The sequence below is a fragment of the Citrobacter sp. Cm038 genome, from assembly GCF_030333105.1.
In the GTDB taxonomy this organism is placed as follows: domain Bacteria; phylum Pseudomonadota; class Gammaproteobacteria; order Enterobacterales; family Enterobacteriaceae; genus Citrobacter; species Citrobacter murliniae.
Genome location: NZ_JAOWGO010000022.1, coordinates 608,301 through 632,537 on the forward strand (window position 1 = coordinate 608,301; position 24,237 = coordinate 632,537).

The 24,237-nt window shown below is 51.3% G+C and carries 20 protein-coding genes and 2 tRNA genes; 18 read left to right on the plus strand and 4 right to left on the minus strand.

Going from position 1 to position 24,237, the window contains the following annotated elements; translation table 11 throughout:
* Window positions 1-138 precede the first annotated feature (138 nt).
* Complete coding sequence (yhbY, locus tag OGY01_RS14225; RefSeq protein ID WP_003025016.1) at window positions 139-432, minus strand: ribosome assembly RNA-binding protein YhbY; 294 nt, start codon at window positions 430-432, stop codon at window positions 139-141.
* A gap of 125 nt (window positions 433-557) precedes the next feature.
* Between yhbY and rlmE the strand changes: the two genes are divergently transcribed.
* From rlmE to glmM, 4 genes are all read left to right on the plus strand, one after another.
* On the plus strand, window positions 558-1,187 hold the full coding sequence (gene rlmE, locus OGY01_RS14230) for a 23S rRNA (uridine(2552)-2'-O)-methyltransferase RlmE (RefSeq protein ID WP_004106110.1): 630 nt from the start codon (window positions 558-560) through the stop codon (window positions 1,185-1,187).
* A gap of 99 nt (window positions 1,188-1,286) precedes the next feature.
* On the plus strand, window positions 1,287-3,218 hold the full coding sequence (gene ftsH, locus OGY01_RS14235) for an ATP-dependent zinc metalloprotease FtsH (RefSeq protein WP_045448044.1): 1,932 nt from the start codon (window positions 1,287-1,289) through the stop codon (window positions 3,216-3,218).
* Window positions 3,219-3,316: 98 nt separating this feature from the next.
* The gene (gene folP, locus OGY01_RS14240; RefSeq protein ID WP_045448041.1) at window positions 3,317-4,165 is read left to right on the plus strand and encodes a dihydropteroate synthase; all 849 of its coding nucleotides are present in this window, start codon (window positions 3,317-3,319) and stop codon (window positions 4,163-4,165) included.
* On the plus strand, window positions 4,158-5,495 hold the full coding sequence (gene glmM, locus OGY01_RS14245) for a phosphoglucosamine mutase (protein WP_048220486.1): 1,338 nt from the start codon (window positions 4,158-4,160) through the stop codon (window positions 5,493-5,495). Before folP ends, glmM begins: the two co-directional genes overlap by 8 nt.
* 43 nt (window positions 5,496-5,538) lie before the next feature.
* Here glmM and dcuC read toward each other — a convergent pair whose 3' ends face one another.
* Window positions 5,539-7,005, minus strand: coding sequence for a C4-dicarboxylate transporter DcuC (gene dcuC, locus OGY01_RS14250; RefSeq protein WP_286493261.1), 1,467 nt, complete (start codon window positions 7,003-7,005; stop codon window positions 5,539-5,541).
* 10 nt (window positions 7,006-7,015) lie between these two features.
* A complete protein-coding gene (gene iadA / locus OGY01_RS14255; RefSeq protein WP_286493262.1) occupies window positions 7,016-8,149 on the minus strand; it encodes a beta-aspartyl-peptidase in 1,134 nt (377 codons plus the stop codon).
* Between the two features lie 151 nt (window positions 8,150-8,300).
* On the opposite strand from iadA, the gene OGY01_RS14260 reads away from it, so the two are divergent.
* The 3 genes from OGY01_RS14260 to OGY01_RS14270 all read left to right on the plus strand — a co-directional run bounded on the left by OGY01_RS14260 (window position 8,301) and on the right by OGY01_RS14270 (window position 9,792).
* Window positions 8,301-9,194 carry a LysR family transcriptional regulator gene (locus tag OGY01_RS14260; RefSeq protein WP_045448029.1) on the plus strand — a complete coding sequence of 298 codons (894 nt, stop codon included), beginning with the start codon at window positions 8,301-8,303 and terminating at the stop codon, window positions 9,192-9,194.
* Between the two features lie 169 nt (window positions 9,195-9,363).
* On the plus strand, window positions 9,364-9,696 hold the full coding sequence (gene secG, locus OGY01_RS14265) for a preprotein translocase subunit SecG (protein WP_003025000.1): 333 nt from the start codon (window positions 9,364-9,366) through the stop codon (window positions 9,694-9,696).
* A gap of 9 nt (window positions 9,697-9,705) precedes the next feature.
* A tRNA-Leu gene (locus OGY01_RS14270) sits at window positions 9,706-9,792 on the plus strand.
* Window positions 9,793-9,969: 177 nt separating this feature from the next.
* Here the strand turns inward: OGY01_RS14270 and argG are convergent.
* Complete coding sequence (gene argG / locus OGY01_RS14275) at window positions 9,970-11,313, minus strand: argininosuccinate synthase (protein WP_005131837.1); 1,344 nt, start codon at window positions 11,311-11,313, stop codon at window positions 9,970-9,972.
* Between the two features lie 345 nt (window positions 11,314-11,658).
* Between argG and OGY01_RS14280 the strand changes: the two genes are divergently transcribed.
* The 11 genes from OGY01_RS14280 (at window position 11,659) to OGY01_RS14330 (ending at window position 24,155) form a co-directional block, all read left to right on the plus strand.
* Window positions 11,659-11,735: transfer RNA gene (locus OGY01_RS14280), tRNA-Met, on the plus strand.
* A gap of 207 nt (window positions 11,736-11,942) precedes the next feature.
* Window positions 11,943-12,395, plus strand: a complete 453-nt coding sequence (gene rimP / locus OGY01_RS14285; RefSeq protein WP_045449801.1) for a ribosome maturation factor RimP — start codon at window positions 11,943-11,945, stop codon at window positions 12,393-12,395.
* A gap of 28 nt (window positions 12,396-12,423) precedes the next feature.
* Window positions 12,424-13,911 (plus strand): transcription termination factor NusA, encoded by a 1,488-nt coding sequence (nusA, locus tag OGY01_RS14290; protein WP_045448026.1) that lies wholly within the window; start codon window positions 12,424-12,426, stop codon window positions 13,909-13,911.
* A 24-nt stretch (window positions 13,912-13,935) separates the two neighbouring features.
* Window positions 13,936-16,626 (plus strand): translation initiation factor IF-2, encoded by a 2,691-nt coding sequence (gene infB / locus OGY01_RS14295; RefSeq protein ID WP_045448023.1) that lies wholly within the window; start codon window positions 13,936-13,938, stop codon window positions 16,624-16,626.
* 151 nt (window positions 16,627-16,777) lie between these two features.
* The gene (rbfA, locus tag OGY01_RS14300) at window positions 16,778-17,182 is read left to right on the plus strand and encodes a 30S ribosome-binding factor RbfA (protein WP_013364561.1); all 405 of its coding nucleotides are present in this window, start codon (window positions 16,778-16,780) and stop codon (window positions 17,180-17,182) included.
* On the plus strand, window positions 17,182-18,126 hold the full coding sequence (gene truB, locus OGY01_RS14305) for a tRNA pseudouridine(55) synthase TruB (protein WP_045448017.1): 945 nt from the start codon (window positions 17,182-17,184) through the stop codon (window positions 18,124-18,126). The genes rbfA and truB overlap by 1 nt, the downstream gene beginning before the upstream one ends.
* A gap of 273 nt (window positions 18,127-18,399) precedes the next feature.
* A complete protein-coding gene (gene rpsO, locus OGY01_RS14310; RefSeq protein ID WP_000059465.1) occupies window positions 18,400-18,669 on the plus strand; it encodes a 30S ribosomal protein S15 in 270 nt (89 codons plus the stop codon).
* Between the two features lie 247 nt (window positions 18,670-18,916).
* Window positions 18,917-21,052, plus strand: a complete 2,136-nt coding sequence (gene pnp / locus OGY01_RS14315) for a polyribonucleotide nucleotidyltransferase (protein ID WP_045448013.1) — start codon at window positions 18,917-18,919, stop codon at window positions 21,050-21,052.
* A 108-nt stretch (window positions 21,053-21,160) separates the two neighbouring features.
* Window positions 21,161-22,045 carry a lipoprotein NlpI gene (gene nlpI / locus OGY01_RS14320; protein WP_040234121.1) on the plus strand — a complete coding sequence of 295 codons (885 nt, stop codon included), beginning with the start codon at window positions 21,161-21,163 and terminating at the stop codon, window positions 22,043-22,045.
* A gap of 105 nt (window positions 22,046-22,150) precedes the next feature.
* Window positions 22,151-22,231: a protein YrbN gene (gene yrbN / locus OGY01_RS14325; protein ID WP_010723222.1), complete on the plus strand. Its 81-nt coding sequence runs from the start codon at window positions 22,151-22,153 to the stop codon at window positions 22,229-22,231.
* A complete protein-coding gene (locus OGY01_RS14330) occupies window positions 22,224-24,155 on the plus strand; it encodes a DEAD/DEAH family ATP-dependent RNA helicase (protein WP_045448009.1) in 1,932 nt (643 codons plus the stop codon). The genes yrbN and OGY01_RS14330 overlap by 8 nt, the downstream gene beginning before the upstream one ends.
* The last annotated feature ends 82 nt before the right edge of the window (window positions 24,156-24,237 follow it).

The following is a 24,237-nucleotide window of genomic DNA, read 5'->3' on the forward strand; positions in this document are numbered from 1 at the left end:
AGATGTTGATGTATTGTAAAGAAAGGAAAAAGGCCGCATAGCGGCCTTTTATCAACGAAGAGAGCGTGGCATTTTGCTCTCCTGCTAGCAGAAACTCCCGCGTTTTACACAAACTTCGTGTTCAATTTTGGGATATTCTTAGCGTGGCAGCGAGATTTTACGTTCTTTAGTCGGGCGATACAGTACCAGCGTTTTGCCGATGACCTGTACATTACAGGCGCCGGTTTCGCGTACGATAGCTTCCACGATCAAGGTTTTAGTATCGCGATCTTCCGAGGCGATTTTCACCTTGATAAGTTCATGGTGCTCTAACGCTTGTTCAATCTCGGCCAGTACCCCTTCGGTCAAACCATTATTGCCAAGCATAACTACAGGCTTGAGCGGATGTGCCAGACCTTTCAGGTGCTGTTTTTGTTTAGTACTCAGATTCATCGTATATTTTTGCTTACGTTGGGATTGAAAACGGGTCATTCTACCGCCATCTCCCTTATATCGCCAAATAGCTGTGTAGAAATTTACACCATTGGTTACGATGAACTGCCCGATGGGAAAGTGAAATGACAGGTAAAAAGCGTTCTGCCAGCTCAAGCCGCTGGCTTCAGGAACACTTTAGCGATAAATATGTTCAACAGGCACAGAAAAAGGGGTTACGTTCCCGTGCCTGGTTTAAACTTGATGAAATACAGCAGAGTGACAAGATTTTTAAGCCGGGGATGACGATTGTTGACCTCGGCGCTGCACCCGGTGGCTGGTCGCAATATGCGGTTACGCAGATCGGGAACAGCGGCCGCATTATCGCTTGTGATCTTTTACCTATGGATCCAATCGTTGGTGTGGACTTCCTTCAGGGCGACTTTCGTGATGAATTAGTCCTGAAAGCGTTACTTGAGCGCGTAGGTGACAGTAAAGTACAAGTTGTCATGTCTGATATGGCGCCAAATATGTGTGGAACACCGGCGGTGGATATTCCCCGGGCCATGTATCTGGTAGAGCTGGCGCTTGGAATGGCTCGTGATGTATTAGCGCCAGGTGGTAGTTTTGTAGTGAAGGTGTTCCAGGGCGAAGGTTTCGATGAGTATCTAAGAGAGATTCGCTCCCTGTTTACGAAGGTCAAAGTTCGTAAGCCGGACTCTTCTCGCGCCCGTTCGCGTGAAGTGTACATTGTAGCGACCGGGCGTAAACCATAACCGGTAGATTTCAAACGGAAGTTTGAAAGACGCTGGATATAGAGTATCCTGACGCTGTTTTTAACACAGTTGTAATATGAGGTTAATCCCTTGAGTGACATGGCGAAAAACCTAATACTCTGGCTGGTCATTGCCGTTGTGCTGATGTCAGTATTCCAGAGCTTTGGGCCCAGCGAGTCTAATGGCCGTAAGGTTGATTACTCTACCTTCCTGCAAGAGGTCAATCAGGACCAGGTTCGTGAAGCGCGTATCAACGGACGTGAGATTAACGTTACCAAGAAAGATAGTAACCGTTACACGACCTACATCCCGGTTAACGATCCGAAGCTGCTTGATAACCTGCTGACCAAAAACGTCAAGGTTGTTGGCGAGCCGCCTGAAGAGCCGAGCCTGCTGGCTTCTATCTTCATTTCCTGGTTCCCAATGCTGCTGCTGATTGGTGTCTGGATCTTCTTTATGCGTCAGATGCAGGGCGGTGGTGGCAAAGGCGCCATGTCGTTCGGTAAGAGTAAAGCGCGCATGCTGACGGAAGATCAGATCAAAACCACTTTTGCTGACGTTGCAGGTTGTGACGAAGCGAAAGAAGAGGTGGCTGAACTGGTTGAATACCTGCGCGAACCTAGCCGTTTCCAGAAGTTGGGCGGTAAAATCCCGAAAGGCGTCCTGATGGTCGGTCCTCCGGGTACGGGTAAAACCCTGTTGGCGAAAGCCATCGCGGGTGAAGCAAAGGTTCCATTCTTCACTATTTCCGGTTCTGATTTCGTGGAAATGTTCGTGGGTGTCGGTGCATCTCGTGTGCGTGACATGTTCGAACAGGCCAAGAAAGCTGCACCGTGCATCATCTTCATCGATGAAATCGACGCCGTAGGTCGCCAGCGTGGCGCAGGTCTGGGTGGTGGTCATGATGAACGTGAGCAAACGCTGAACCAGATGCTGGTTGAGATGGATGGTTTCGAAGGTAACGAAGGTATCATCGTTATCGCGGCAACTAACCGTCCGGACGTTCTTGACCCTGCGCTGTTGCGTCCAGGCCGTTTTGACCGTCAGGTTGTTGTTGGTCTGCCGGATGTTCGTGGTCGTGAACAGATCCTGAAAGTGCATATGCGTCGCGTACCGCTGTCTCCGGACATCGATGCGGCAATCATTGCCCGTGGTACCCCTGGCTTCTCCGGTGCAGACCTGGCGAACCTGGTGAACGAAGCTGCACTGTTTGCTGCCCGTGGTAACAAGCGTGTTGTGTCGATGGTTGAATTCGAGAAAGCGAAAGACAAAATCATGATGGGTGCGGAACGTCGCTCCATGGTGATGACGGAAGCGCAGAAAGAATCCACCGCGTATCACGAAGCGGGCCACGCGATTATCGGTCGCCTGGTACCGGAACACGATCCGGTGCATAAAGTGACGATTATTCCGCGCGGTCGTGCGCTGGGTGTTACCTTCTTCCTGCCTGAAGGCGACGCAATCAGCGCCAGCCGTCAGAAACTGGAAAGCCAGATCTCTACGCTGTACGGCGGTCGTCTGGCTGAAGAGATCATCTACGGTGCAGAACATGTTTCTACCGGTGCGTCGAACGACATTAAAGTCGCGACTAACCTGGCGCGTAACATGGTGACGCAGTGGGGCTTCTCTGAAAAACTGGGCCCGTTGCTGTATGCGGAAGAAGAAGGCGAAGTGTTCCTGGGACGTTCTGTTGCGAAAGCAAAACATATGTCCGATGAAACTGCGCGCATCATCGATCAGGAAGTTAAATTGCTGATTGAACGTAACTATGACCGCGCTCGTCGTCTTCTGAACGATAACCTGGATATTCTGCACTCGATGAAAGATGCGCTCATGAAATATGAGACTATCGATGCACCACAGATTGATGACCTGATGGCTCGTCGTGATGTGCGCCCGCCAGCTGGCTGGGAAGAGTCTGGTACTTCTAACAACTCTGGCAACAATGGCACCCCGAGTGCGCCGCGTCCGACTGAAGAGCCGCGTACGCCGAATGCGGGCAACATGTCAGAGCAGTTAGGCGACAAATAAGTTATCGCTGTTGATGACCATGTTTTAATTGAAAACCCTGGGGCTTGCTCCGGGGTTTTTCTTATCTGCTTACTCAAGATTTTACCAGGGATAAAACTATGAAACTCTTTGCTCAGGGTTCTTCACTGGATCTCAGTCATCCCCACGTAATGGGAATTTTAAACGTTACGCCAGACTCCTTTTCCGATGGCGGGGCGCACAATACGCTGGTTGAAGCAGTGAAACACGCAAATCTGATGATTAACGCAGGGGCGACTATCATTGATGTGGGGGGCGAGTCCACTCGTCCAGGGGCCGCAGACGTGAGCGTGGAAGAAGAGCTGGAGCGTGTGATCCCGGTCGTTGAGGCCATTGCTCAACGTTTTGAAGTGTGGATTTCAGTAGATACTTCAAAACCGGAAGTCATTCGCGAATGTGCCAGAGTTGGCGCACATATCATTAATGACATTCGCTCGCTTTCTGAACCGGGGGCGCTGGAAGCGGCGGCGGAAACCGGATTGCCGGTTTGCCTGATGCATATGCAGGGACAGCCGAAAACTATGCAGGAAGCGCCAAAGTATGAAGATGTCTTTGTTGAGGTAAATCGTTACTTTATTGAGCAAATAGCGCGTTGTGAAAGGGCCGGAATCACAAAAGATAAATTGCTGCTCGACCCTGGATTCGGATTCGGTAAAAATCTTGCTCACAACTACACATTACTGGCACGCCTGGCAGAGTTTCATCATTTTAATCTGCCGCTGCTGGTAGGAATGTCACGAAAATCAATGGTTGGCCAGTTGCTCAATGTGGGTCCATCTGAGCGTCTGAGTGGTAGCCTCGCATGCGCGGTGATTGCCGCAATGCAGGGGGCGCAGATTATTCGTGTCCATGACGTCAAAGAAACCGTAGAAGCGATGCGTGTGGTGGAAGCCACATTGTCTGCAAAGGAAAACAAACGCTATGAGTAATCGTAAATATTTTGGCACTGATGGGATCCGCGGCCGCGTAGGTGATGCTCCAATCACCCCTGACTTCGTGCTCAAACTGGGTTGGGCGGCAGGAAAAGTGCTGGCACGTCATGGTTCTCGCAAAATCATTATCGGTAAAGATACGCGTATTTCCGGCTATATGCTGGAGTCCGCGCTGGAAGCGGGCCTGGCTGCTGCTGGTCTGTCTGCCTCTTTCACCGGCCCCATGCCAACACCTGCCGTCGCTTATCTGACGCGCGCTTTCCGCGCCGAAGCCGGAATTGTTATTTCTGCCTCGCACAACCCATTTTATGATAACGGAATTAAATTCTTCTCCACCGATGGGACCAAACTGCCAGATGCGGTTGAAGAGGCAATTGAAGCCGAGATGGAAAAAGCGATTACCTGTGTGGACTCGGCTGAACTGGGTAAAGCGACCCGTATTGTCGATGCTGCCGGTCGTTATATTGAGTTCTGCAAAGGCACGTTCCCGAATGAACTGAGTCTGAATGAGTTAAAAATCGTGGTGGATTGCGCTAACGGTGCAACGTATCACATTGCTCCAAATGTACTGCGTGAACTCGGTGCTAACGTGATTGCGATTGGCTGTGAGCCGAATGGCGTTAACATCAATGAAGAAGTTGGTGCTACCGATGTCCGTGCGCTGCAGGCTCGCGTGATAGCTGAAAAAGCCGATCTGGGTATTGCGCTGGACGGTGATGGTGATCGCGTGATCATGGTTGACCATGAAGGTAACAAGGTCGATGGCGATCAAATCATGTATATCATTGCCCGTGAGGCTTTGCGCCAGGGGCAATTGCGTGGCGGTGCTGTCGGTACGCTGATGAGTAACATGGGGCTGGAACTGGCACTGAAACAGCTGGGGATCCCGTTTGCCCGTGCAAAAGTGGGTGACCGCTATGTGCTGGAAAAAATGCAGGAAAAAGGCTGGCGCATCGGGGCTGAAAACTCGGGTCACGTGATCCTGCTGGATAAAACTACCACTGGTGACGGTATTGTGGCGGGTCTGCAGGTGCTGGCAGCGATGGTTCGTAACCATATGAGTCTGCACGACCTGTGCAGTGGAATGAAAATGTTCCCGCAGTTGCTGGTTAATGTTCGCTTTACTGCTGGCAGCGGCGATCCGCTGGAAAATGAAAACGTGAAAGCGGTGATGGCAGATGTTGAAGCAGCATTGGGCAGCCGTGGGCGTGTGCTGCTGCGTAAATCAGGCACTGAGCCATTAATACGAGTGATGGTGGAAGGTGAAGATGAAGCGCAGGTAACAGAGTTCGCTCACCGTATTGCGGATGCTGTGAAAGCGGTTTAACGCTTGAAAGCGTGAATGCCGGAGCCTGAGACTCCGGCTTTTTTTATCCTACTGAAAGTGCCTGTTTGCGTCGATGTTGCCAGAAGTAGCCCCCGGCCATTATTAGCACAAGACCCGCCAACCACGGCAGAACCGCCAGCAAATGCCCTGAACGTGCAAATGTCAGCACAATCATTAACAACCATCCTCCCAGCATCGGAATTGCGGTACGTTTAACAATATCCACCGGTGATACGCCAGCGATCCCCGCAATAGCAATGATAACGCCGGCAATCGGCGATAACGTTCGACCAATGCCCGCTGATATCTGAATAGGCAGCATCATCACCGCAATGTCGCTCCCAATATGGCGACTGATATCCGGCACCATCGGTGCGAAAGAGAAAAACGCCGCGTTTCCGGAACCCATTAGTGCCGAAATTGCGAAGGTGATCAGTGTCATCAGCAAGATAATCGAAGCGGCACTGAGACCAAATTCACCGGAGAGTGACAGGAGCGCATCGACTGCGCCAATTGCTTTCAGCCCGGCAGAAAAAACTTCACCAGCGATAATCAGCGTGACGACGGTGGCAAAAACGCTGCCCATGCTGTCGAAAACTTTTTGCACGCCTGCCATTACATCACGCGCTTTTCGGTGGCGGCAATACTCGCAAATCAACGTAATGGCCAGGCTTATCAGTACGGCTGTATCCAGGGTGATTTTTAGTGAACTGAACAGCAGGTCGCTACATAACAACATCAATACCAGCGGTAGCATTGGCAGGAACAGCCATGCTATCGGTGCGTTGGTTTCTTCGGTTGATGTTAATGTTTGCATCTGCTGAGTCACATGGTCCCCACTTTCCCGGCGATCGAAAAAACGCTGAACAACGATATGGAGCAGGGCGATGAAGAGAATAACGGGTACGACGATGGGAAGCTGGTCCTGGACAAAATAGTTCACGACCTCGATACCCGCAGTTTTAGCCGCCAGCACAGAGTTGCCTGAACCGGGCCCAAACTCAACCGCGCAAGTACTGGCGATCACGGCTGCTACCGCGGCACGGCTACAACCCAGACGAGTCAGTAATGGGTAAAGCGTTGCCATCAGTAGTAATCCCAGGCCCGTGGCGCTGCTGATAAACAGCGACAGGAATTGCCCCAGCAATAATGCAAGCCCAAGCAGCAGATAAGGGGAGTTCAGACGCTGTAAAGGCCGGGAAGTGACACGAACCAGTACCTGGCTTGCACCAATTGCCGACATATAGGTGGCAAAGCCGCCAATCAGCATAATTTGCAGTCCGAGACCGCCGAGGCGAACGCTCAGGGTATCGCGTATAAACTCAAAGGCATCAAAGGGGCCAAACCCGGTGCTTTTTTTCACCAGACTACTGAGCGTGGTCAGCCCGCTAAAATGTGCGATGAGCAGCAGCACAATCCCGGTCAACAGTAGCACCGATTGTGGGTGATACTTTTTCAGGATCAGGCGTCCGGCAAAAATAATGGCGACTAGCGCCAGCAATAATGACATTTTCACATCCTCACTCAAAATTGCCGTTAACCAGGCATTCACCATCACGCAGTAACGGCTTGCCAGCGGCAAACAGATGCGCCAGTGAGAGATCGTTATTGAGTACGCAAATATCGGCCCGTTCTCCAGCACAAAGCATGCCGCCGGAAATCCCCAACGATCGTGCGACGTTCGCCGTCATCATCGCGACCGCCTGAGATATTGGAATACCGACATCGATCAGGCGAGGAAGCAAATTGAGGTTACCTGCTACCGGGGCTGCACTTAATCCTTCAACAATTCCTTGAGCGTTAAAGCGTGGCACACTGCCGTTGCCGTCAGAGCTAATGGTAATGCGATCGGCTGGAACCTGAGCTTCCAGTGCGTGGAGAATAGCTTCTTCCTGAGGCATAAATCGACTACCGCCAGACGTCACGTCAATATGGCCACCGCGACGCGCGAAATTGGTAGCCTGTTCGAACAACGCCTCTGTTCTTGCAACATGGGTTGGAGAAATATGGTGGATCGGGATCCCTGCATCACAAAGCTCCACAAGTTGTGACATTCCTTCCGGCAGGTTGCCGAGGTGGACATGCAGTAACCCTTTTTTACCTGCCAGCAGTGAGGCGACCCGGATATCGCTGACTATCCTCAACAACTCCTGGAAAGAGGGATATGAGCCACGGTGATCGGCAAGAGCGATTTTCACACCGAGAATTGCCGGGATAAATGCCATATCATCGCGAATGGATTGCGTAATCGTCGGGCTGGGTACCGCATAGGCTCCGGTATGCATAAACGCACGTAGTCCCTCCAGGTTAAGAGACTGCATTTTTGCGTAGAGATCTTTGGGGGAACGAGAGATAGCATCGGTGCCAAGCACACCGACGACCGTTGTAATACCGGCCAGAATCAGATCGCGCAATTTGACGGCAGGTGTTCGGCTGGCAAACCCTGCTTCACCACCACCGCCGGTAAGATGGACGTGCTGATCGATAATACCTGGGATAACCCACTTACCCCGGCAATCGATGACGTCTTTGACGCCATCAAAGAGTGAAATATCTTTTTCTACTGCCACAATACGATCGGCATGTATGAGCAGGGAGCAGAGGCCTAAATCTTCAGGGGAAAATACACGGGCATTGGTCAGTAAAGTAAACATATCAGTCCTGTCAAACGTCAAGGGGAAGGAGACTCGGCAGGTGAAACAGAATATTGTTGTTATGATGTCCACATTAAAGCCATTACTATAACTGTGACTATTTCCGATTTGTTATCGGTGGATACTGTTATGGCATGACGGAGAGTTTGACGTGGATTGTAAGTGGTTAGAAGATTTTCTGGCTTTAAGTCAGCATGGGAATTACTCCCAGGCCGCTACACAGCGGCATATCACTCAACCAGCACTAAGCCGGCGTATTAAGGCGCTGGAGGAGGTGCTGGGTGTCCCGCTGTTCGATCGCACCACGACTCCCGTTACGTTGACCTCCTATGGCGAGCGTTTTGAACCTTATGCCCGGCATGTTCTGAGTACATTGACGGAAGCTCGCCATGAGCTGTCCGCAATGATGCCAGCAACAGATAACACGCTGGTAATGGTCAGTTTGCATACGTTGTCGGTGAATATCCTGCCTGACATGATCAACTATCTGCGACAAAGCGAACCACAATTAAATTTTACGGTAAATGCCTGCATTCAGGGGATTGATAACCACTTTAATGCTTTGATAAACCGCCAAATTGATCTACTGGTAACCTATGATTTGCCCTCGTCGCAGCCGGGGCTGGAGATTGCCGGAGGGTTAAAACGAGCCTTGTGGCGGTATGAGCGTTTTATCCCGGTAATTTCTGCACAGCTGGCGGACAGTCTTGATGATCCAGGCGTACAGATCCCTTGGCTATGCTACAGCGACTACACCTTTGTCAGGCGTATTATTGACCCGTTAGAACAGTGTGTGCGACCACGGTTGAAAAAGGTGTTTGAGAGTGGTTTAAGCGAAACGATACGAGAAATGGTGCTGCGCCATATGGGGATGGCATGGTTACCGGAATCGATGGTGGCTGAGGAGTTGGTGAATCAGGATATTATCCACTGTTGGCCAGAGAATTCAGAGCTGATAAGTGAAATCCCGGTTGTTGTCTGGGCTAATCTTGAGGATCAGCGGTCAGTTATGCAGAGATGCTGGGATAAGTTGCTGCGTTTTTGATTGATATGGCGATTTTTTCCGCAGTTGATACAATGCAAACAAATTGCCCTTGCGAAGGTTATTCGCTTTGGTTAGTATTCACACCCGCTTCAGTGGGAAACAGTATAACGGTCCCGCTTTATTGGTCGAAGCATTGGTACGCGGCAACTCCGCAAGGAACAGGTTGATTATGCACGAAGCTCTTTTAGTAGTTTTCCTTATTGTGGCAATTGGCCTGGTTGGCTTGATCATGCTGCAGCAAGGTAAAGGCGCTGATATGGGAGCCTCTTTTGGCGCAGGCGCTTCTGGTACACTGTTTGGTTCAAGTGGTTCTGGTAACTTCATGACCCGAATGACAGCTGTATTGGGAACCTTGTTCTTCATCATCAGTCTGGTGCTGGGTAACATGAACAGCAATAAGACCAATAAAGGAAGTGAGTGGGAAAATCTGAGTGCACCGGCGAAAACCGAGCAAACTCAGCCAGCTGCTCCGGCTCAGCCGACCAGCGATATCCCACGCTAAGATTTCAGTGCCGAGGTGGTGGAATTGGTAGACACGCTACCTTGAGGTGGTAGTGCCCAATAGGGCTTACGGGTTCAAGTCCCGTCCTCGGTACCAAATTCCAAAGAAAATGGACGCTAATTAGCGTCCATTTTTGCATTTGAAGTTTGTGTAAACACAGGTTTCCTCTCTAAAGAAGGGCGGTGAAGTCTTTATCCAGCCTGCATGATACTCACTTTAAATTCAGCGCATAAAAAAGCCGCTTGCGCGGCTTTTGTCATTTTTGTAACGCGATTACTTCGCTTTGTTTTCCAGATTCTCTACCTGTGGCAGGCCAGTTGCGGAAGATGCAGTCAGCAAACCAGACTGGGCGTAGCCGAACAGTTTCTCGCGGGTATCGGTGATGTCCAGGTTACGCATGGTCAGTTGTCCAATACGATCGTCCGGTGAGAACACTGAATCACCTTTTTCCATGGTCAGACGTTCTGGTTTGTAGGTCAGATTGTCGGATACAGTATTGAGAATCGAATAATCGTTACCGCGACGCAGCTCCAGCGTCACTTCGCCGGTGATCTGGCTTGCTACCCAACGTTGTAAACCATCACGAAGCATCAGCGCCTGAGAGTCGAACCAGCGGCCCTGATACAGCAGACGGCCAAGCTGGCGACCGTGAGCGTGGTATTGTTCAATGGTATCTTCGTTATGAATACCAGTCAGCAGACGCTCGTAAGCGATATGCAGAAGCGCCATTCCCGGGGCTTCATAGATGCCACGGCTTTTCGCCTCGATAATACGGTTTTCAATTTGATCGCTCATGCCCAAACCGTGACGGCCACCGATGCGGTTGGCTTCCAGCATCATCTCTACGTCGTCGCTGAAGGTTTTGCCGTTCAGTGCAACCGGATGCCCCTGCTCAAAACGGACGGTCACTTCTTCAGCCGGGATCTTCACACTTTCATCCCAGAACTTGACGCCCATAATTGGGTTGACGATTTTGACGCTGGAGTTCAGGAATTCCAGATCTTTCGCTTCGTGGGTCGCGCCGAGCATATTCGAGTCAGTGGAATAGGCTTTTTCGACAGACATTTTGTAGTCGAAACCACAGGCGATCATAAATTCGGACATCTCATGGCGACCGCCGAGTTCGTCGATGAAATCGGTATCCAGCCACGGTTTGTAGATCTGCAGTTCCGCGTTGGTCAACAACCCGTAACGATAGAAACGCTCAATGTCGTTTCCTTTATAGGTGCTGCCGTCGCCCCAGATATTCACACCATCTTCTTTCATGGCGGCTACCAGCATAGTACCGGTCACGGCACGACCCAGTGGAGTGGTGTTGAAGTAGGTCAGTCCACCCGTGGTGTTGTGGAATGCACCACACTGAATTGCGGCGATCCCCTCAGCAACCAACTGCTTACGGCAATCTACCAGGCGAGCATTCTCAGCACCATACTCCATTGCACGGCGAGGAATGGCGTCATAGTCATCCTCATCCGGCTGGCCCAAATTCGCAGTATATGCATATGGGACAGCCCCTTTTTGTCGCATCCACAGCAGTGCTGCACTGGTGTCCAGGCCGCCAGAAAAAGCGATACCAATACGTTGACCTACCGGGAGATGCTTGAGAATCGTCGTCATAAAATAAAACCCTGCTTGATAGACTGGTGAAGAGGTCGGTTTTTTATGTTAATTGCATTTTTATGCAAAATAAGTGAGTTTTCATTTAATCATCTTTTAAGGATGACAGGAAGAGTTTAGTGATAATTTCGTTAAATAACGGCGTAGGCGGCGATTTTATTGCTATTGCTTTTTGTTTATTATGCATCTGTCAGCATTCATCCATTTGCATAGTTGTATCAAGGTTGACATAACGTATAAAGAATCAATATACTGTGCGCAGATTTTACGTCCCGTCCTCGGTACCAAATCCCAGCAGTATTTGCATTTTTTACCCAAAACGAGTAAAATTTGCCACGTTTCAGGCGCGGGGTGGAGCAGCCTGGTAGCTCGTCGGGCTCATAACCCGAAGGTCGTCGGTTCAAATCCGGCCCCCGCAACCACTTTCCCTTAGAGTTCTTTTTCAAATATACTGTGAAGACTTAAGCCTTCGTAGCTGGATTTGAAAAAAATTCTTTCGGAAGGTTCTCCGAACCGCAGGTGCGGTTATAGGGTTCAGTTATCTAAAGCCCCGATTTATCGGGGTTTTTTGTTATCTGACTACAGAATAACTGGGCTTTAGGCCCTTTTTTTATGTCTTGGGGGTGGGCTTGTCCACATTAGAGCAAAAATTAACAGAGATGATTAAAGCGCCAGTTGAAGCCTTGGGGTACGAGCTGGTCGGCATCGAATTTATTCGCGGTCGCACATCCACACTGCGCATCTATATTGATAGTGAAGATGGCATCAATGTTGATGATTGTGCTGATGTGAGCCACCAGGTAAGTGCTGTGATGGATGTCGAAGATCCGATCACTGTAGCTTATAACCTGGAAGTCTCCTCACCGGGTCTCGACCGTCCTATGTTCACGGCTGAACACTACGTGCGTTTCCTGGGTGAAGAAGTCACGCTGGTTCTTCGTATGGCGGTGCAAAACCGTCGTAAATGGCAGGGCGTTATCAAAGCGGTGGATGGTGAAATGATCACTGTCACAGTCGAAGGTAAAGATGAAGTGTTCGCGCTGAGTAATATCCAGAAGGCGAACCTGGTTCCCCACTTTTAACAGTCTGGATTGAGGTGAAAAGCCCGCGATGAACAAAGAAATTTTGGCTGTTGTTGAAGCCGTATCCAACGAAAAAGCGCTGCCACGCGAGAAAATTTTTGAAGCGCTGGAAAGTGCGCTGGCTACAGCAACAAAGAAAAAATATGAACAAGAGATCGACGTTCGCGTAGAGATCGATCGTAAAAGCGGTGACTTCGATACCTTCCGCCGTTGGGTAATTGTGGAAGAAGTCACTCAGCCAACCAAAGAAATTACGCTGGAAGCTGCACGTTACGAAGACGAAAGTCTGAACGTGGGTGAATATGTTGAAGATCAGATTGAATCTGTAACCTTTGACCGTATCACTACCCAGACCGCGAAACAGGTTATCGTGCAGAAAGTACGTGAAGCTGAACGTGCGATGGTTGTTGATCAATTCCGTGAACACGAAGGCGAAATCGTCACCGGTGTGGTGAAGAAAGTAAACCGCGACAACATCTCTCTGGACCTCGGCAGTAACGCTGAAGCTGTGATCCTGCGTGAAGACATGCTGCCGCGTGAAAACTTCCGCCCGGGAGACCGTATTCGTGGCGTTCTGTATTCTGTTCGCCCGGAAGCGCGCGGTGCGCAACTGTTTGTTACGCGTTCCAAGCCGGAAATGCTGATTGAACTGTTCCGCATTGAAGTGCCAGAAATTGGCGAAGAAGTGATCGAAATTAAAGCGGCAGCTCGCGATCCGGGTTCTCGTGCGAAAATCGCGGTGAAAACCAACGATAAGCGCATTGATCCGGTTGGTGCTTGTGTGGGTATGCGCGGTGCGCGTGTTCAGGCGGTTTCTACCGAACTGGGTGGCGAGCGTATCGATATCGTCCTGTGGGATGATAACCCGGCACAGTTCGTGATCAACGCAATGGCGCCAGCAGACGTCGCTTCTATCGTGGTGGATGAAGATAAACACACCATGGATATCGCGGTTGAAGCCGGTAACCTGGCTCAGGCGATTGGACGTAATGGTCAGAACGTCCGCCTGGCTTCACAACTGAGCGGTTGGGAACTCAACGTCATGACCGTTGATGACCTGCAGGCTAAGCATCAGGCTGAAGCGCATGCAGCCATTGATACCTTCACCAAGTATCTCGATATCGATGAAGATTTCGCGACGGTTCTGGTGGAAGAAGGTTTTGCTACGCTGGAAGAGTTGGCCTATGTGCCAATGAAAGAACTGCTGGAAATTGACGGCCTTGATGAGCAGACCGTTGAAGCGCTGCGCGAGCGTGCTAAAAACGCACTGACCACTCTGGCACTGGCCCAGGAAGAAAGCCTCGGTGATAACAAACCGGCTGACGATCTGCTGAATCTGGAAGGATTAGATCGCGAAATGGCATTCAAACTGGCTGCCCGTGGTGTTTGTACGCTGGAAGATCTCGCTGAACAGGGCATTGATGATCTGGCTGATATCGAAGGGTTGACCGACGAAAAAGCCGGTGAGCTGATTATGGCTGCCCGTAATATTTGCTGGTTCGGCGACGAAGCGTAATAAACTGTAGCAGGAAGGAACAGTATGACAGATGTAACCGTAAAAACGCTGGCTGCAGAGATTCAGACCTCCGTGGATCGCCTGGTTCAGCAATTTGCTGATGCTGGTATCCCGAAGTCTGCTGATGATTCTGTGTCCGCACAAGAGAAACAAACCTTACTGGCGCACCTGAACCGTGAAAATGGATCGGCGCCGGATAAGTTAACATTGCAGCGTAAAACGCGCAGTACTCTCAATATTCCTGGTACCGGTGGAAAAAGTAAATCGGTACAAATCGAAGTCCGCAAGACACGCACCTTTGTGAAACGCGATCCGCAAGAGGCTGAACGCCTTGCCGCGGAAGAGCAGGCGCAGCGTGAAGCGGAAGAGCAAGCCCGTCGTGAGGCAGAAGAAGCTGCCAAACGCGAGGCGCAACAAAAAGCCGAACGTGAGGCCGCAGAACAAGCTAAACGTGAAGCCGCTGATAAAGCGAAACGTGAAGCTGCGGAAAAAGACAAAGTGAGCAATCAACAGACCGACGATATGACTAAAACCGCCCAGGCCGAAAAAGCCCGCCGTGAAAATGAAGCCGCTGAACTGAAGCGTAAAGCGGAAGAAGAAGCGCGCCGTAAGCTTGAAGAAGAAGCGCGTCGTGTGGCTGAAGAAGCCCGTCGTATGGCGGAAGAGAATGCCGGTGTTTGGGCAGAGCAAGAGAAAGTGGAAGAAGATAAGAGTGATTATCACGTCACCACTTCTCAGCATGCTCGCCAGGCAGAAGACGAGAACGATCGTGAAGTAGAAGGCGGCCGTGGCCGTACTCGCAGCACGAAAGCAGCGCGTCCGGCGAAAAAAGGCAACAAACACGCTGAATCTAAAGCTGACCGTGAAGAAGCTCGTGCAGCAGTTCGCGGCGGTAAAGGTGGTAAACAGCGTAAAGGTTCTTCTCTGCAGCAGGGCTTCCAGAAGCCGGCTCAGGCTGTTAACCGTGACGTTGTGATTGGCGAAACCATCACTGTTGGCGATCTGGCGAACAAGATGGCGGTTAAAGGCTCTCAGGTTATCAAAGCGATGATGAAGCTGGGCGCAATGGCCACTATTAACCAGGTTATTGACCAGGAAACCGCGCAGCTGGTTGCCGAAGAGATGGGCCACAAAGTTATCCTGCGTCGTGAAAACGAGCTGGAAGAAGCGGTAATGAGCGACCGTGATACAGGTGCTGCAGCTGAAGCTCGCGCACCGGTAGTGACCATCATGGGCCACGTTGACCACGGTAAAACCTCTCTGCTGGACTACATTCGTTCAACGAAAGTGGCCTCAGGCGAAGCGGGCGGCATTACTCAGCATATCGGTGCGTACCACGTTGAAACTGACAACGGTATGATCACCTTCCTGGATACCCCGGGTCACGCCGCGTTTACTTCTATGCGTGCTCGTGGTGCTCAGGCAACGGATATCGTTGTACTGGTTGTCGCTGCAGACGACGGCGTGATGCCGCAGACCATCGAAGCTATCCAGCACGCGAAAGCGGCGCAGGTGCCGGTTGTGGTAGCGGTCAACAAAATCGATAAGCCAGAAGCGGATCCAGATCGCGTTAAAAATGAACTGTCCCAGTACGGTATCATGCCGGAAGAGTGGGGCGGCGAAAGCCAGTTCGTACACGTATCTGCGAAAGCGGGTACCGGTATCGACGAGCTGCTGGATGCAATCCTGCTGCAGGCCGAAGTTCTGGAACTGAAAGCTGTTCGTAAAGGTATGGCGAGCGGTGCGGTTATCGAATCCTTCCTGGATAAAGGTCGTGGTCCGGTAGCAACGGTTCTGGTTCGTGAAGGTACGCTGAACAAAGGCGATATCGTTCTGTGTGGTTTCGAGTATGGCCGCGTTCGTGCAATGCGTAACGAACTGGGTCAGGAAGTACTGGAAGCAGGTCCATCCATTCCGGTGGAAATTCTGGGTCTGTCCGGTGTTCCGGCTGCCGGTGACGAAGTTACCGTCGTACGTGACGAGAAGAAAGCGCGTGAAGTTGCACTGTATCGTCAGGGCAAATTCCGTGAAGTTAAACTGGCTCGTCAGCAGAAATCTAAACTCGAGAACATGTTCGCGAACATGACCGAAGGCGAAGTTCACGAAGTGAACATCGTACTGAAAGCAGACGTTCAGGGTTCTGTAGAAGCGATCTCCGACTCTTTACTGAAACTGTCTACCGACGAAGTAAAAGTGAAGATCATCGGTTCTGGGGTTGGTGGTATCACCGAAACCGACGCAACTCTGGCTGCTGCATCCAACGCGATTCTGGTTGGCTTCAACGTACGTGCTGATGCCTCTGCACGTAAAGTGATTGAATCTGAAAGTCTGGATCTGCGTTACTACTCCGTCATCTATCACCTGATCGACGAAGTGAAAGCAGCGATGAGCGGTATGCTGTCTCCGGAACTGAAACAGCAGATCATCGGTCTGGCTGAAGTCCGTGATGTGTTCAAATCACCGAAATTCGGCGCTATCGCAGGCTGTATGGTTACCGAAGGTGTGGTTAAACGTCACAACCCAATCCGCGTCCTGCGCGACAACGTGGTTATCTATGAAGGCGAGCTGGAATCCCTGCGTCGCTTCAAAGATGATGTCAACGAAGTCCGTAACGGTATGGAATGTGGTATCGGCGTTAAGAACTACAACGACGTACGTACCGGCGATATGATCGAAGTATTCGAAATCATCGAAATCAAACGTACCATCGCATAATCTTCGTCGTCTTTTGGGCTGTTGATGTGTTGGACAGCCCAATCCATAGAAGCTTATTTGAGGTAGGCCGGGTAAGCGAAGCGCCACCCGGCAATGAAATTTAAAAAGGGGCTAATGGCCCCTTTTTTGTCTTTATTCTGGAGAATTTATTATGGCGAAAGAATTTGGTCGCCCGCAGCGCGTGGCCCAGGAGATGCAAAAAGAGATCGCAATCATCCTGCAGCGCGAAATTAAAGATCCGCGTCTGGGTATGATGACAACTGTTTCAGGTGTCGAAATGTCCCGTGACCTGGCGTATGCCAAAGTATTTGTCACCTTCCTGAACGACAAAGATGAAGCGGCTGTTAAAGCCGGAATCAAAGCGTTGCAAGAAGCCTCCGGTTTTATCCGCTCGCTGCTGGGTAAAGCCATGCGCCTGCGTATCGTGCCTGAGCTGACTTTCTTTTACGACAACTCACTGGTCGAAGGGATGCGCATGTCTAACCTGGTGACCAGCGTGGTGAAACATGACGATGAACGTCGTGTGAATCCTGCGGACGACAGCAAGGAGGACTGATGAGTCGTCCTCGTCGTCGTGGTCGCGACATTCATGGTGTTCTATTGCTGGATAAGCCACAGGGCATGTCCAGCAATGACGTACTGCAAAAAGTAAAACGCATCTACAATGCCAACCGTGCCGGTCACACTGGTGCGCTGGATCCGCTGGCTACAGGCATGTTGCCTATCTGCCTCGGGGAAGCGACAAAGTTTTCGCAGTACCTGCTGGATTCTGACAAACGCTATCGTGTGGTTGCCCGTTTGGGACAGCGCACAGACACTTCCGATGCTGATGGGCAAATCGTGCAGGAGCGTCCGGTGACGTTTACCCCGGAACAGCTTGCGAATGCGCTGGACACTTTTCGCGGCGATATCGAACAAATACCTTCGATGTATTCGGCGCTGAAGTATCAGGGTAAAAAACTGTACGAATATGCACGTCAAGGCATTGAAGTACCGCGTGAAGCACGTCCGATTACTGTTTATGAGCTGCTATTTATTCGTCATGAAGGTAACGATCTGGAGCTGGAAGTGCATTGCTCCAAAGGAACTTACATTCGAACTATTATTGACGATCTGGGCGAAAAACTGGGATGCGGCGCGCATGTTACGTATCTGCGCCGTCTGACGGTCAGCAAATATCCGGTAGATCGTATGGTCACGCTGGAGCATTTACGCAGTCTGGTTGAACAAGCCGAACAGCAGAACATTCCGCCTGCGCAGTTGCTTGATCCGCTGCTGATGCCAATGGACAGCCCGGCGTCTGACTATCCTGTTGTTAATCTTCCTTTAACGTCATCGGTTTACTTTAAAAATGGTAATCCTGTGCGTACGACGGGCGTGCCTCTGGAAGGACTGGTTCGCGTGACGGAAGGTGACGAAGGCAAATTTATCGGCATGGGGGAGATAGACGATGAAGGTCGTGTCGCCCCTCGTCGACTGGTGGTCGAGTATCCTGCGTAGCGCTCTCTGTCTTGCGATAAAAGGGCGCTGCGAGTAGAATACTGCCGCTTAACGTCGCGCAAATTATTTAACAGTTTGCGCGACGTGTACACAAAATCATTCGAGCTGCATCAAGGCGGCAAGTCTGAGAATCCTCAGGGGCTTACTTAAGTAAGTGACTGAGGTGAGCGGACGCAGCCAACGCAGAGTAAGTTTGAAGGATGAAGTGTATACACTGGGATCGCTGAATTAGAGATCGGCGTCCTTTCATTCTTAACACTTTGGAGTTTTAAAATGTCTCTAAGTACTGAAGCTACAGCTAAAATCGTTTCTGAGTTTGGTCGTGATGCAAACGACACCGGTTCTACCGATGTTCAGGTTGCTCTGTTGACTGCACAGATTAACCACCTGCAGGGCCACTTTGCAGAGCACAAAAAAGATCACCACAGCCGTCGTGGTCTGCTGCGCATGGTTTCTCAGCGTCGTAAACTGCTCGACTACCTGAAACGTAAAGATGTTGCACGCTACACCGCGCTGATCGAGCGTCTGGGCCTGCGTCGCTAATTCTTTCGAGTTTCAGAAAGAGGGGGCCTTCATGGCCCCTTTTTTCCAGCAGATGGCAGCAATTCGCTGGAAACTAATGTATTGTTGCTAAGTATGATCTTCCGTTGCAGAGGTTCGCGCGGCTAATGAGAGGCTTTACCCAATAAGCGTGGGTTAGGGTTGTCATTAGTCGCGAGGATGCGCAGAAGATCGGGTATTAACGATGGCGCATTTGTGTCGTCAAAAAAAATAGAGAAAGGATATTATTTTGCTTAATCCGATCGTTCGTAAATTCCAGTACGGTCAACACACCGTAACGCTGGAAACCGGCATGATGGCGCGTCAGGCGACTGCCGCCGTTATGGTTAGCATGGATGACACTGCGGTATTCGTTACCGTTGTTGGTCAGAAAAAAGCGAAACCAGGCCAGGATTTCTTCCCGCTGACTGTTAACTATCAGGAGCGTACTTACGCTGCTGGTCGTATCCCAGGTAGCTTCTTCCGTCGTGAAGGTCGTCCGAGCGAAGGTGAAACCCTGATCGCGCGTCTGATTGACCGCCCGGTTCGCCCGCTGTTCCCGGAAGGCTTCGTAAACGAAGTACAGGTTATCGCGACTGTTGTTTCCGTTAACCCGCAGGTTAACCCGGATATCGTGGCAATGATCGGTGCATCCGCTGCGCTGTCTCTGTCCGGCATTCCGTTCAACGGCCCGATTGGCGCAGCACGCGTTGGTTACATCAATGACCAGTACGTACTGAACCCGACCCAGGACGAACTGAAAGAAAGTAAACTGGACCTGGTTGTAGCGGGTACTGAAGCTGCCGTACTGATGGTTGAATCCGAAGCTGAACTGCTGAGCGAAGACCAGATGCTGGGCGCTGTAGTGTTCGGTCACGAGCAGCAGCAGGTTGTTATTCAGGCGATCAATGAGCTGGTAAAAGAAGCTGGCAAACCGCGTTGGGACTGGCAGCCAGAAGCCGTCAACGAAGCGCTGAATGCGCGCGTTGCAGCGCTGGCAGAATCTCGTCTGAGCGATGCTTACCGCATCACCGACAAACAAGAGCGTTATGCTCAGGTTGACGTGATCAAATCTGAAACCATCGCTACGCTGGTTGCAGAAGACGAAACCCTGGACGCTAACGAACTGGGTGAAATTCTGCACGCTATCGAGAAAAACGTTGTTCGTAGCCGCGTACTGGCAGGTGAGCCGCGTATCGACGGTCGTGAAAAAGATATGATCCGTGGTCTGGACGTGCGTACTGGCGTTCTGCCGCGTACTCACGGTTCCGCACTGTTCACCCGTGGTGAAACTCAGGCGTTGGTTACTGCGACCCTCGGAACCACGCGTGATGCGCAGAACCTTGATGAACTGATGGGCGAGCGTACTGACAACTTCCTGTTCCATTACAACTTCCCTCCGTACTGCGTAGGCGAAACTGGCATGGTCGGTTCTCCGAAACGTCGTGAAATTGGTCACGGTCGTCTGGCGAAACGCGGCGTGCTGGCAGTAATGCCGGACCTGGACAAATTCCCGTACACCGTACGTGTTGTGTCTGAAATCACTGAATCTAACGGTTCTTCTTCCATGGCTTCCGTGTGTGGTGCTTCTCTGGCGCTGATGGATGCAGGTGTGCCAATCAAAGCCGCTGTTGCGGGTATCGCGATGGGTCTGGTGAAAGAAGGCGACAACTTTGTTGTTCTGTCTGACATCCTGGGTGACGAAGACCATTTGGGCGATATGGACTTCAAAGTGGCGGGTTCCCGCGACGGTATCTCTGCACTGCAGATGGATATCAAAATTGAAGGTATCACCAAAGAGATCATGCAGGTTGCTCTGAACCAGGCTAAAGGTGCGCGTCTGCACATCCTGGGAGTGATGGAACAGGCGATCAACGCGCCGCGCGGCGACATTTCTCAGTTCGCTCCGCGTATCCATACTATCAAGATCAGCCCGGACAAGATCAAAGACGTTATCGGTAAAGGCGGTTCTGTTATCCGTGCTCTGACCGAAGAGACCGGCACCACCATCGAAATTGAAGATGATGGTACTGTGAAGATCGCGGCGACCGACGGTGAAAAAGCAAAATATGCTATCCGTCGTATCGAAGAGATCACCGCAGAAATCGAAGTAGGCCGTATCTACAACGGTAAAGTGACCCGTATCGTTGACTTTGGCGCATTCGTTGCCATCGGTGGCGGTAAAGAAGGTCTGGTACACATCTCTCAGATCGCCGACAAGCGCGTAGAGAAAGTGACCGATTACCTGCAGATGGGCCAGGAAGTACCGGTTAAAGTTCTGGAAGTTGATCGCCAGGGCCGCGTACGTCTGAGCATTAAAGAAGCAACTGAGCAATCTCAACCCGCAGCTGCACCGGAAGCACCGGTGAGCCAGCAGGGCGAGTAAGGTTGCCATTGCCCTCCGTGTGAGCGGAGGGCCTTTAACCCGGCAGGACGCCTTGTTAGCAACCGGGGAACTGGACGTTCATTCAATCGTTGTCTTCGGGAGTGGGAAATGAAGCCTTTTTTGCGCTGGTGTTTCGTTGCGACAGCACTCACGCTGGCTGGATGCAGTAATTCCACCTGGCGTAAGAGTGAAGTCCTCGCAGTACCACTGCAACCGACTTTACAGCAGGAAGTGATTCTGGCACGTATGGAACAAATTCTTGCCAGTCGGGCTTTAACCGATGACGAACGCGCACAGCTTTTATATGAGCGCGGAGTGTTGTATGATAGTCTCGGTCTGAGGGCACTGGCGCGAAATGATTTTTCACAAGCGCTGGCAATCCGACCAGATATGCCTGAAGTATTCAATTACTTAGGTATATATTTAACGCAGGCAGGCAATTTTGATGCTGCCTATGAAGCGTTTGATTCTGTACTTGAGCTTGATCCAACTTACAACTACGCGCACTTAAATCGCGGTATCGCATTGTATTACGGCGGTCGTGATAAGTTAGCGCAAGATGATCTGCTGGCGTTTTATCAAGACGATCCCAATGATCCTTTCCGCAGTCTGTGGCTTTATCTCGCTGAGCAGAAGCTCGATGAGAAGCAGGCTAAAGAAGCGTTAAAGCAGCGCTTCGAGAAATCGGATAAAGAACAATGGGGATGGAACATTGTCGAGTTCTACCTGGGCAACATTAGCGAAGCAACGCTGATGGAACGCCTGAAGGCGGACGCAACGGATAACACCTCGCTCGCTGAGCATCTCAGTGAAACCAACTTCTATTTAGGTAAGTACTACCTAAGTCTGGGGGATTTGGACAACGCTACGGCATTGTTCAAACTGGCGGTGGCTAACAACGTTCATAACTTTGTTGAGCACCGATACGCATTGTTGGAATTATCGCTCCTGGGCCAGGACCAAGATGACCTGGCAGAATCGGACCAGCAATAGCTGACGTACACATCAGCCCGTAATCTTTTTGATTGCCATCACCTTCGCGGGTGAGGGCGTTGTTGTTCGTTAATACACCTACTTTGAGCCGGTTCACACTTTTCAATGAAAATTGCAGATCAATTTCATGATGAGTTATGTAGACTGGCCGCCATTAATTTTGAGGCACACGTACTACATGGCTGAATTCGAAACCACTTTTGCAGATCTGGGCCTGAAGGCTCCTATCCTTGAAGCCCTTACCGATCTGGGTTACGAAAAACCATCTCCAATCCAGGCAGAGTGCATTCCGCATCTGCTGGGCGGTCGCGATGTTCTGGGTATGGCCCAGACCGGTAGCGGCAAAACTGCAGCGTTCTCTTTACCGCTGCTCAACAATCTTGATCCTGAGCTGAAGGCACCTCAGATTCTGGTGCTGGCACCGACCCGCGAACTGGCGGTTCAGGTTGCAGAAGCCATGACGGATTTCTCTAAACATATGCGCGGCGTGAATGTGGTTGCCCTGTACGGCGGCCAGCGTTATGACGTGCAATTACGTGCCCTGCGCCAGGGCCCGCAGATCGTTGTCGGTACGCCGGGACGTCTGCTGGATCACCTGAAGCGCGGTACTCTGGATCTCTCCAAACTGAGCGGTCTGGTGCTGGACGAAGCTGATGAAATGCTGCGTATGGGCTTCATCGAAGACGTTGAAACGATTATGGCGCAGATCCCGGAAGGTCATCAGACCGCTCTGTTCTCTGCAACTATGCCGGAAGCGATTCGTCGTATTACCCGCCGCTTTATGAAAGAGCCGCAGGAAGTTCGTATTCAGTCCAGCGTAACCACGCGTCCTGACATCAGCCAGAGCTACTGGACTGTGTGGGGCATGCGTAAAAATGAAGCTCTAGTACGTTTCCTGGAAGCAGAAGACTTTGATGCGGCGATTATCTTCGTACGTACCAAAAATGCGACCCTGGAAGTCGCTGAAGCACTGGAGCGTAGCGGTTATAGCAGCGCTGCACTGAATGGCGACATGAACCAGTCTCTGCGTGAGCAGACTCTGGAGCGTCTGAAAGATGGCCGTCTGGATATTCTGATTGCGACCGACGTTGCTGCTCGTGGCCTGGACGTTGAGCGTATCAGCCTGGTTGTTAACTACGACATCCCGATGGACTCTGAGTCTTACGTTCACCGTATTGGTCGTACTGGTCGTGCGGGTCGTGCGGGTCGTGCGCTGCTGTTCGTTGAGAACCGCGAGCGTCGTCTGCTGCGTAACATCGAACGCACCATGAAGCTGACCATTCCGGAAGTAGAACTGCCGAACGCAGACCTGCTGGGCAAACGTCGTCTGGAAAAATTCGCCGCGAAAGTACAGCAACAGCTGGAAAGCAGCGATCTGGATCAGTACCGTGCTCTGCTGGCAAAAATGCAGCCGGAAGAAGAACTGGATATCGAAACTCTGGCCGCAGCACTGCTGAAAATGGCTCAGGGCGAACGTCCGCTGATCCTGCCGCCAGATGCTCCGATGCGTCCGAAACGCGAATTCCGCGACCGCGATGATCGTGGCCCGCGTGACCGCAACGATCGTGGCCCGCGTGGCGACCGTCCAGAACGTGGTGGTGAAGATCGTCCACGTCGTGAACGTCGTGACGTTGGTGATATGCAGCTGTACCGCATTGAAGTGGGCCGTGACGACGGTGTTGAAGTTCGTCATATCGTTGGCGCGATTGCTAACGAAGGCGATATCAGCAGCCGTTACATTGGTAACATCAAGCTGTTTGCTTCCCACTCCACCATCGAACTGCCGAAAGGCATGCCGGGCGACGTGCTGCAGCACTTTACCCGTACCCGTATCCTGAACAAACCGATGAACATGCAACTGGTTGGCGATGCAGTACCGCACACCGGTGGTGAGCGTCGTGGCGGTGGTCGCTTCAGCGGCGAACGTCGTGAAGGCGGTCGTGGTGAAGGTCGTAGTTTCAGCGGTGAGCGTCGTGAAGGCGGCCGTGGCGATGGTCGTCGTTTCAGCGGTGAGCGTCGTGAAGGTAACCGTGGTCCGCGCCGCGATGATTCTTCTGCGCCGCGCCGTGATGACTCTGCTGGCCGTCGTCGTTTCGGTGGTGACGCATAAGCCTTACGGTTTAAAAGCGTAAAGTAAAATATACAGCCCCGATCTAAACAATCGGGGCTTTTTTTATTTCATTTGTACTCGT

Excerpts from the sequence above, each read along its gene's own strand:
- yhbY (WP_003025016.1), bottom strand. The coding sequence starts at position 432 with ATGAATCTGAGTACTAAACAAAAACAGCACCTGAAAGGTCTGGCACAT.
- rlmE (WP_004106110.1), top strand. The coding sequence starts at position 558 with ATGACAGGTAAAAAGCGTTCTGCCAGCTCAAGCCGCTGGCTTCAGGAA.
- ftsH (WP_045448044.1), top strand. The coding sequence starts at position 1,287 with ATGGCGAAAAACCTAATACTCTGGCTGGTCATTGCCGTTGTGCTGATG.
- folP (WP_045448041.1), top strand. The coding sequence starts at position 3,317 with ATGAAACTCTTTGCTCAGGGTTCTTCACTGGATCTCAGTCATCCCCAC.
- glmM (WP_048220486.1), top strand. The coding sequence starts at position 4,158 with ATGAGTAATCGTAAATATTTTGGCACTGATGGGATCCGCGGCCGCGTA.
- dcuC (WP_286493261.1), bottom strand. The coding sequence starts at position 7,005 with ATGTCATTATTGCTGGCGCTAGTCGCCATTATTTTTGCCGGACGCCTG.
- iadA (WP_286493262.1), bottom strand. The coding sequence starts at position 8,149 with ATGTTTACTTTACTGACCAATGCCCGTGTATTTTCCCCTGAAGATTTA.
- secG (WP_003025000.1), top strand. The coding sequence starts at position 9,364 with ATGCACGAAGCTCTTTTAGTAGTTTTCCTTATTGTGGCAATTGGCCTG.
- argG (WP_005131837.1), bottom strand. The coding sequence starts at position 11,313 with ATGACGACGATTCTCAAGCATCTCCCGGTAGGTCAACGTATTGGTATC.
- nusA (WP_045448026.1), top strand. The coding sequence starts at position 12,424 with ATGAACAAAGAAATTTTGGCTGTTGTTGAAGCCGTATCCAACGAAAAA.
- infB (WP_045448023.1), top strand. The coding sequence starts at position 13,936 with ATGACAGATGTAACCGTAAAAACGCTGGCTGCAGAGATTCAGACCTCC.
- rbfA (WP_013364561.1), top strand. The coding sequence starts at position 16,778 with ATGGCGAAAGAATTTGGTCGCCCGCAGCGCGTGGCCCAGGAGATGCAA.
- truB (WP_045448017.1), top strand. The coding sequence starts at position 17,182 with ATGAGTCGTCCTCGTCGTCGTGGTCGCGACATTCATGGTGTTCTATTG.
- rpsO (WP_000059465.1), top strand. The coding sequence starts at position 18,400 with ATGTCTCTAAGTACTGAAGCTACAGCTAAAATCGTTTCTGAGTTTGGT.
- nlpI (WP_040234121.1), top strand. The coding sequence starts at position 21,161 with ATGAAGCCTTTTTTGCGCTGGTGTTTCGTTGCGACAGCACTCACGCTG.
- yrbN (WP_010723222.1), top strand. The coding sequence starts at position 22,151 with ATGAAAATTGCAGATCAATTTCATGATGAGTTATGTAGACTGGCCGCC.
- OGY01_RS14330 (WP_045448009.1), top strand. The coding sequence starts at position 22,224 with ATGGCTGAATTCGAAACCACTTTTGCAGATCTGGGCCTGAAGGCTCCT.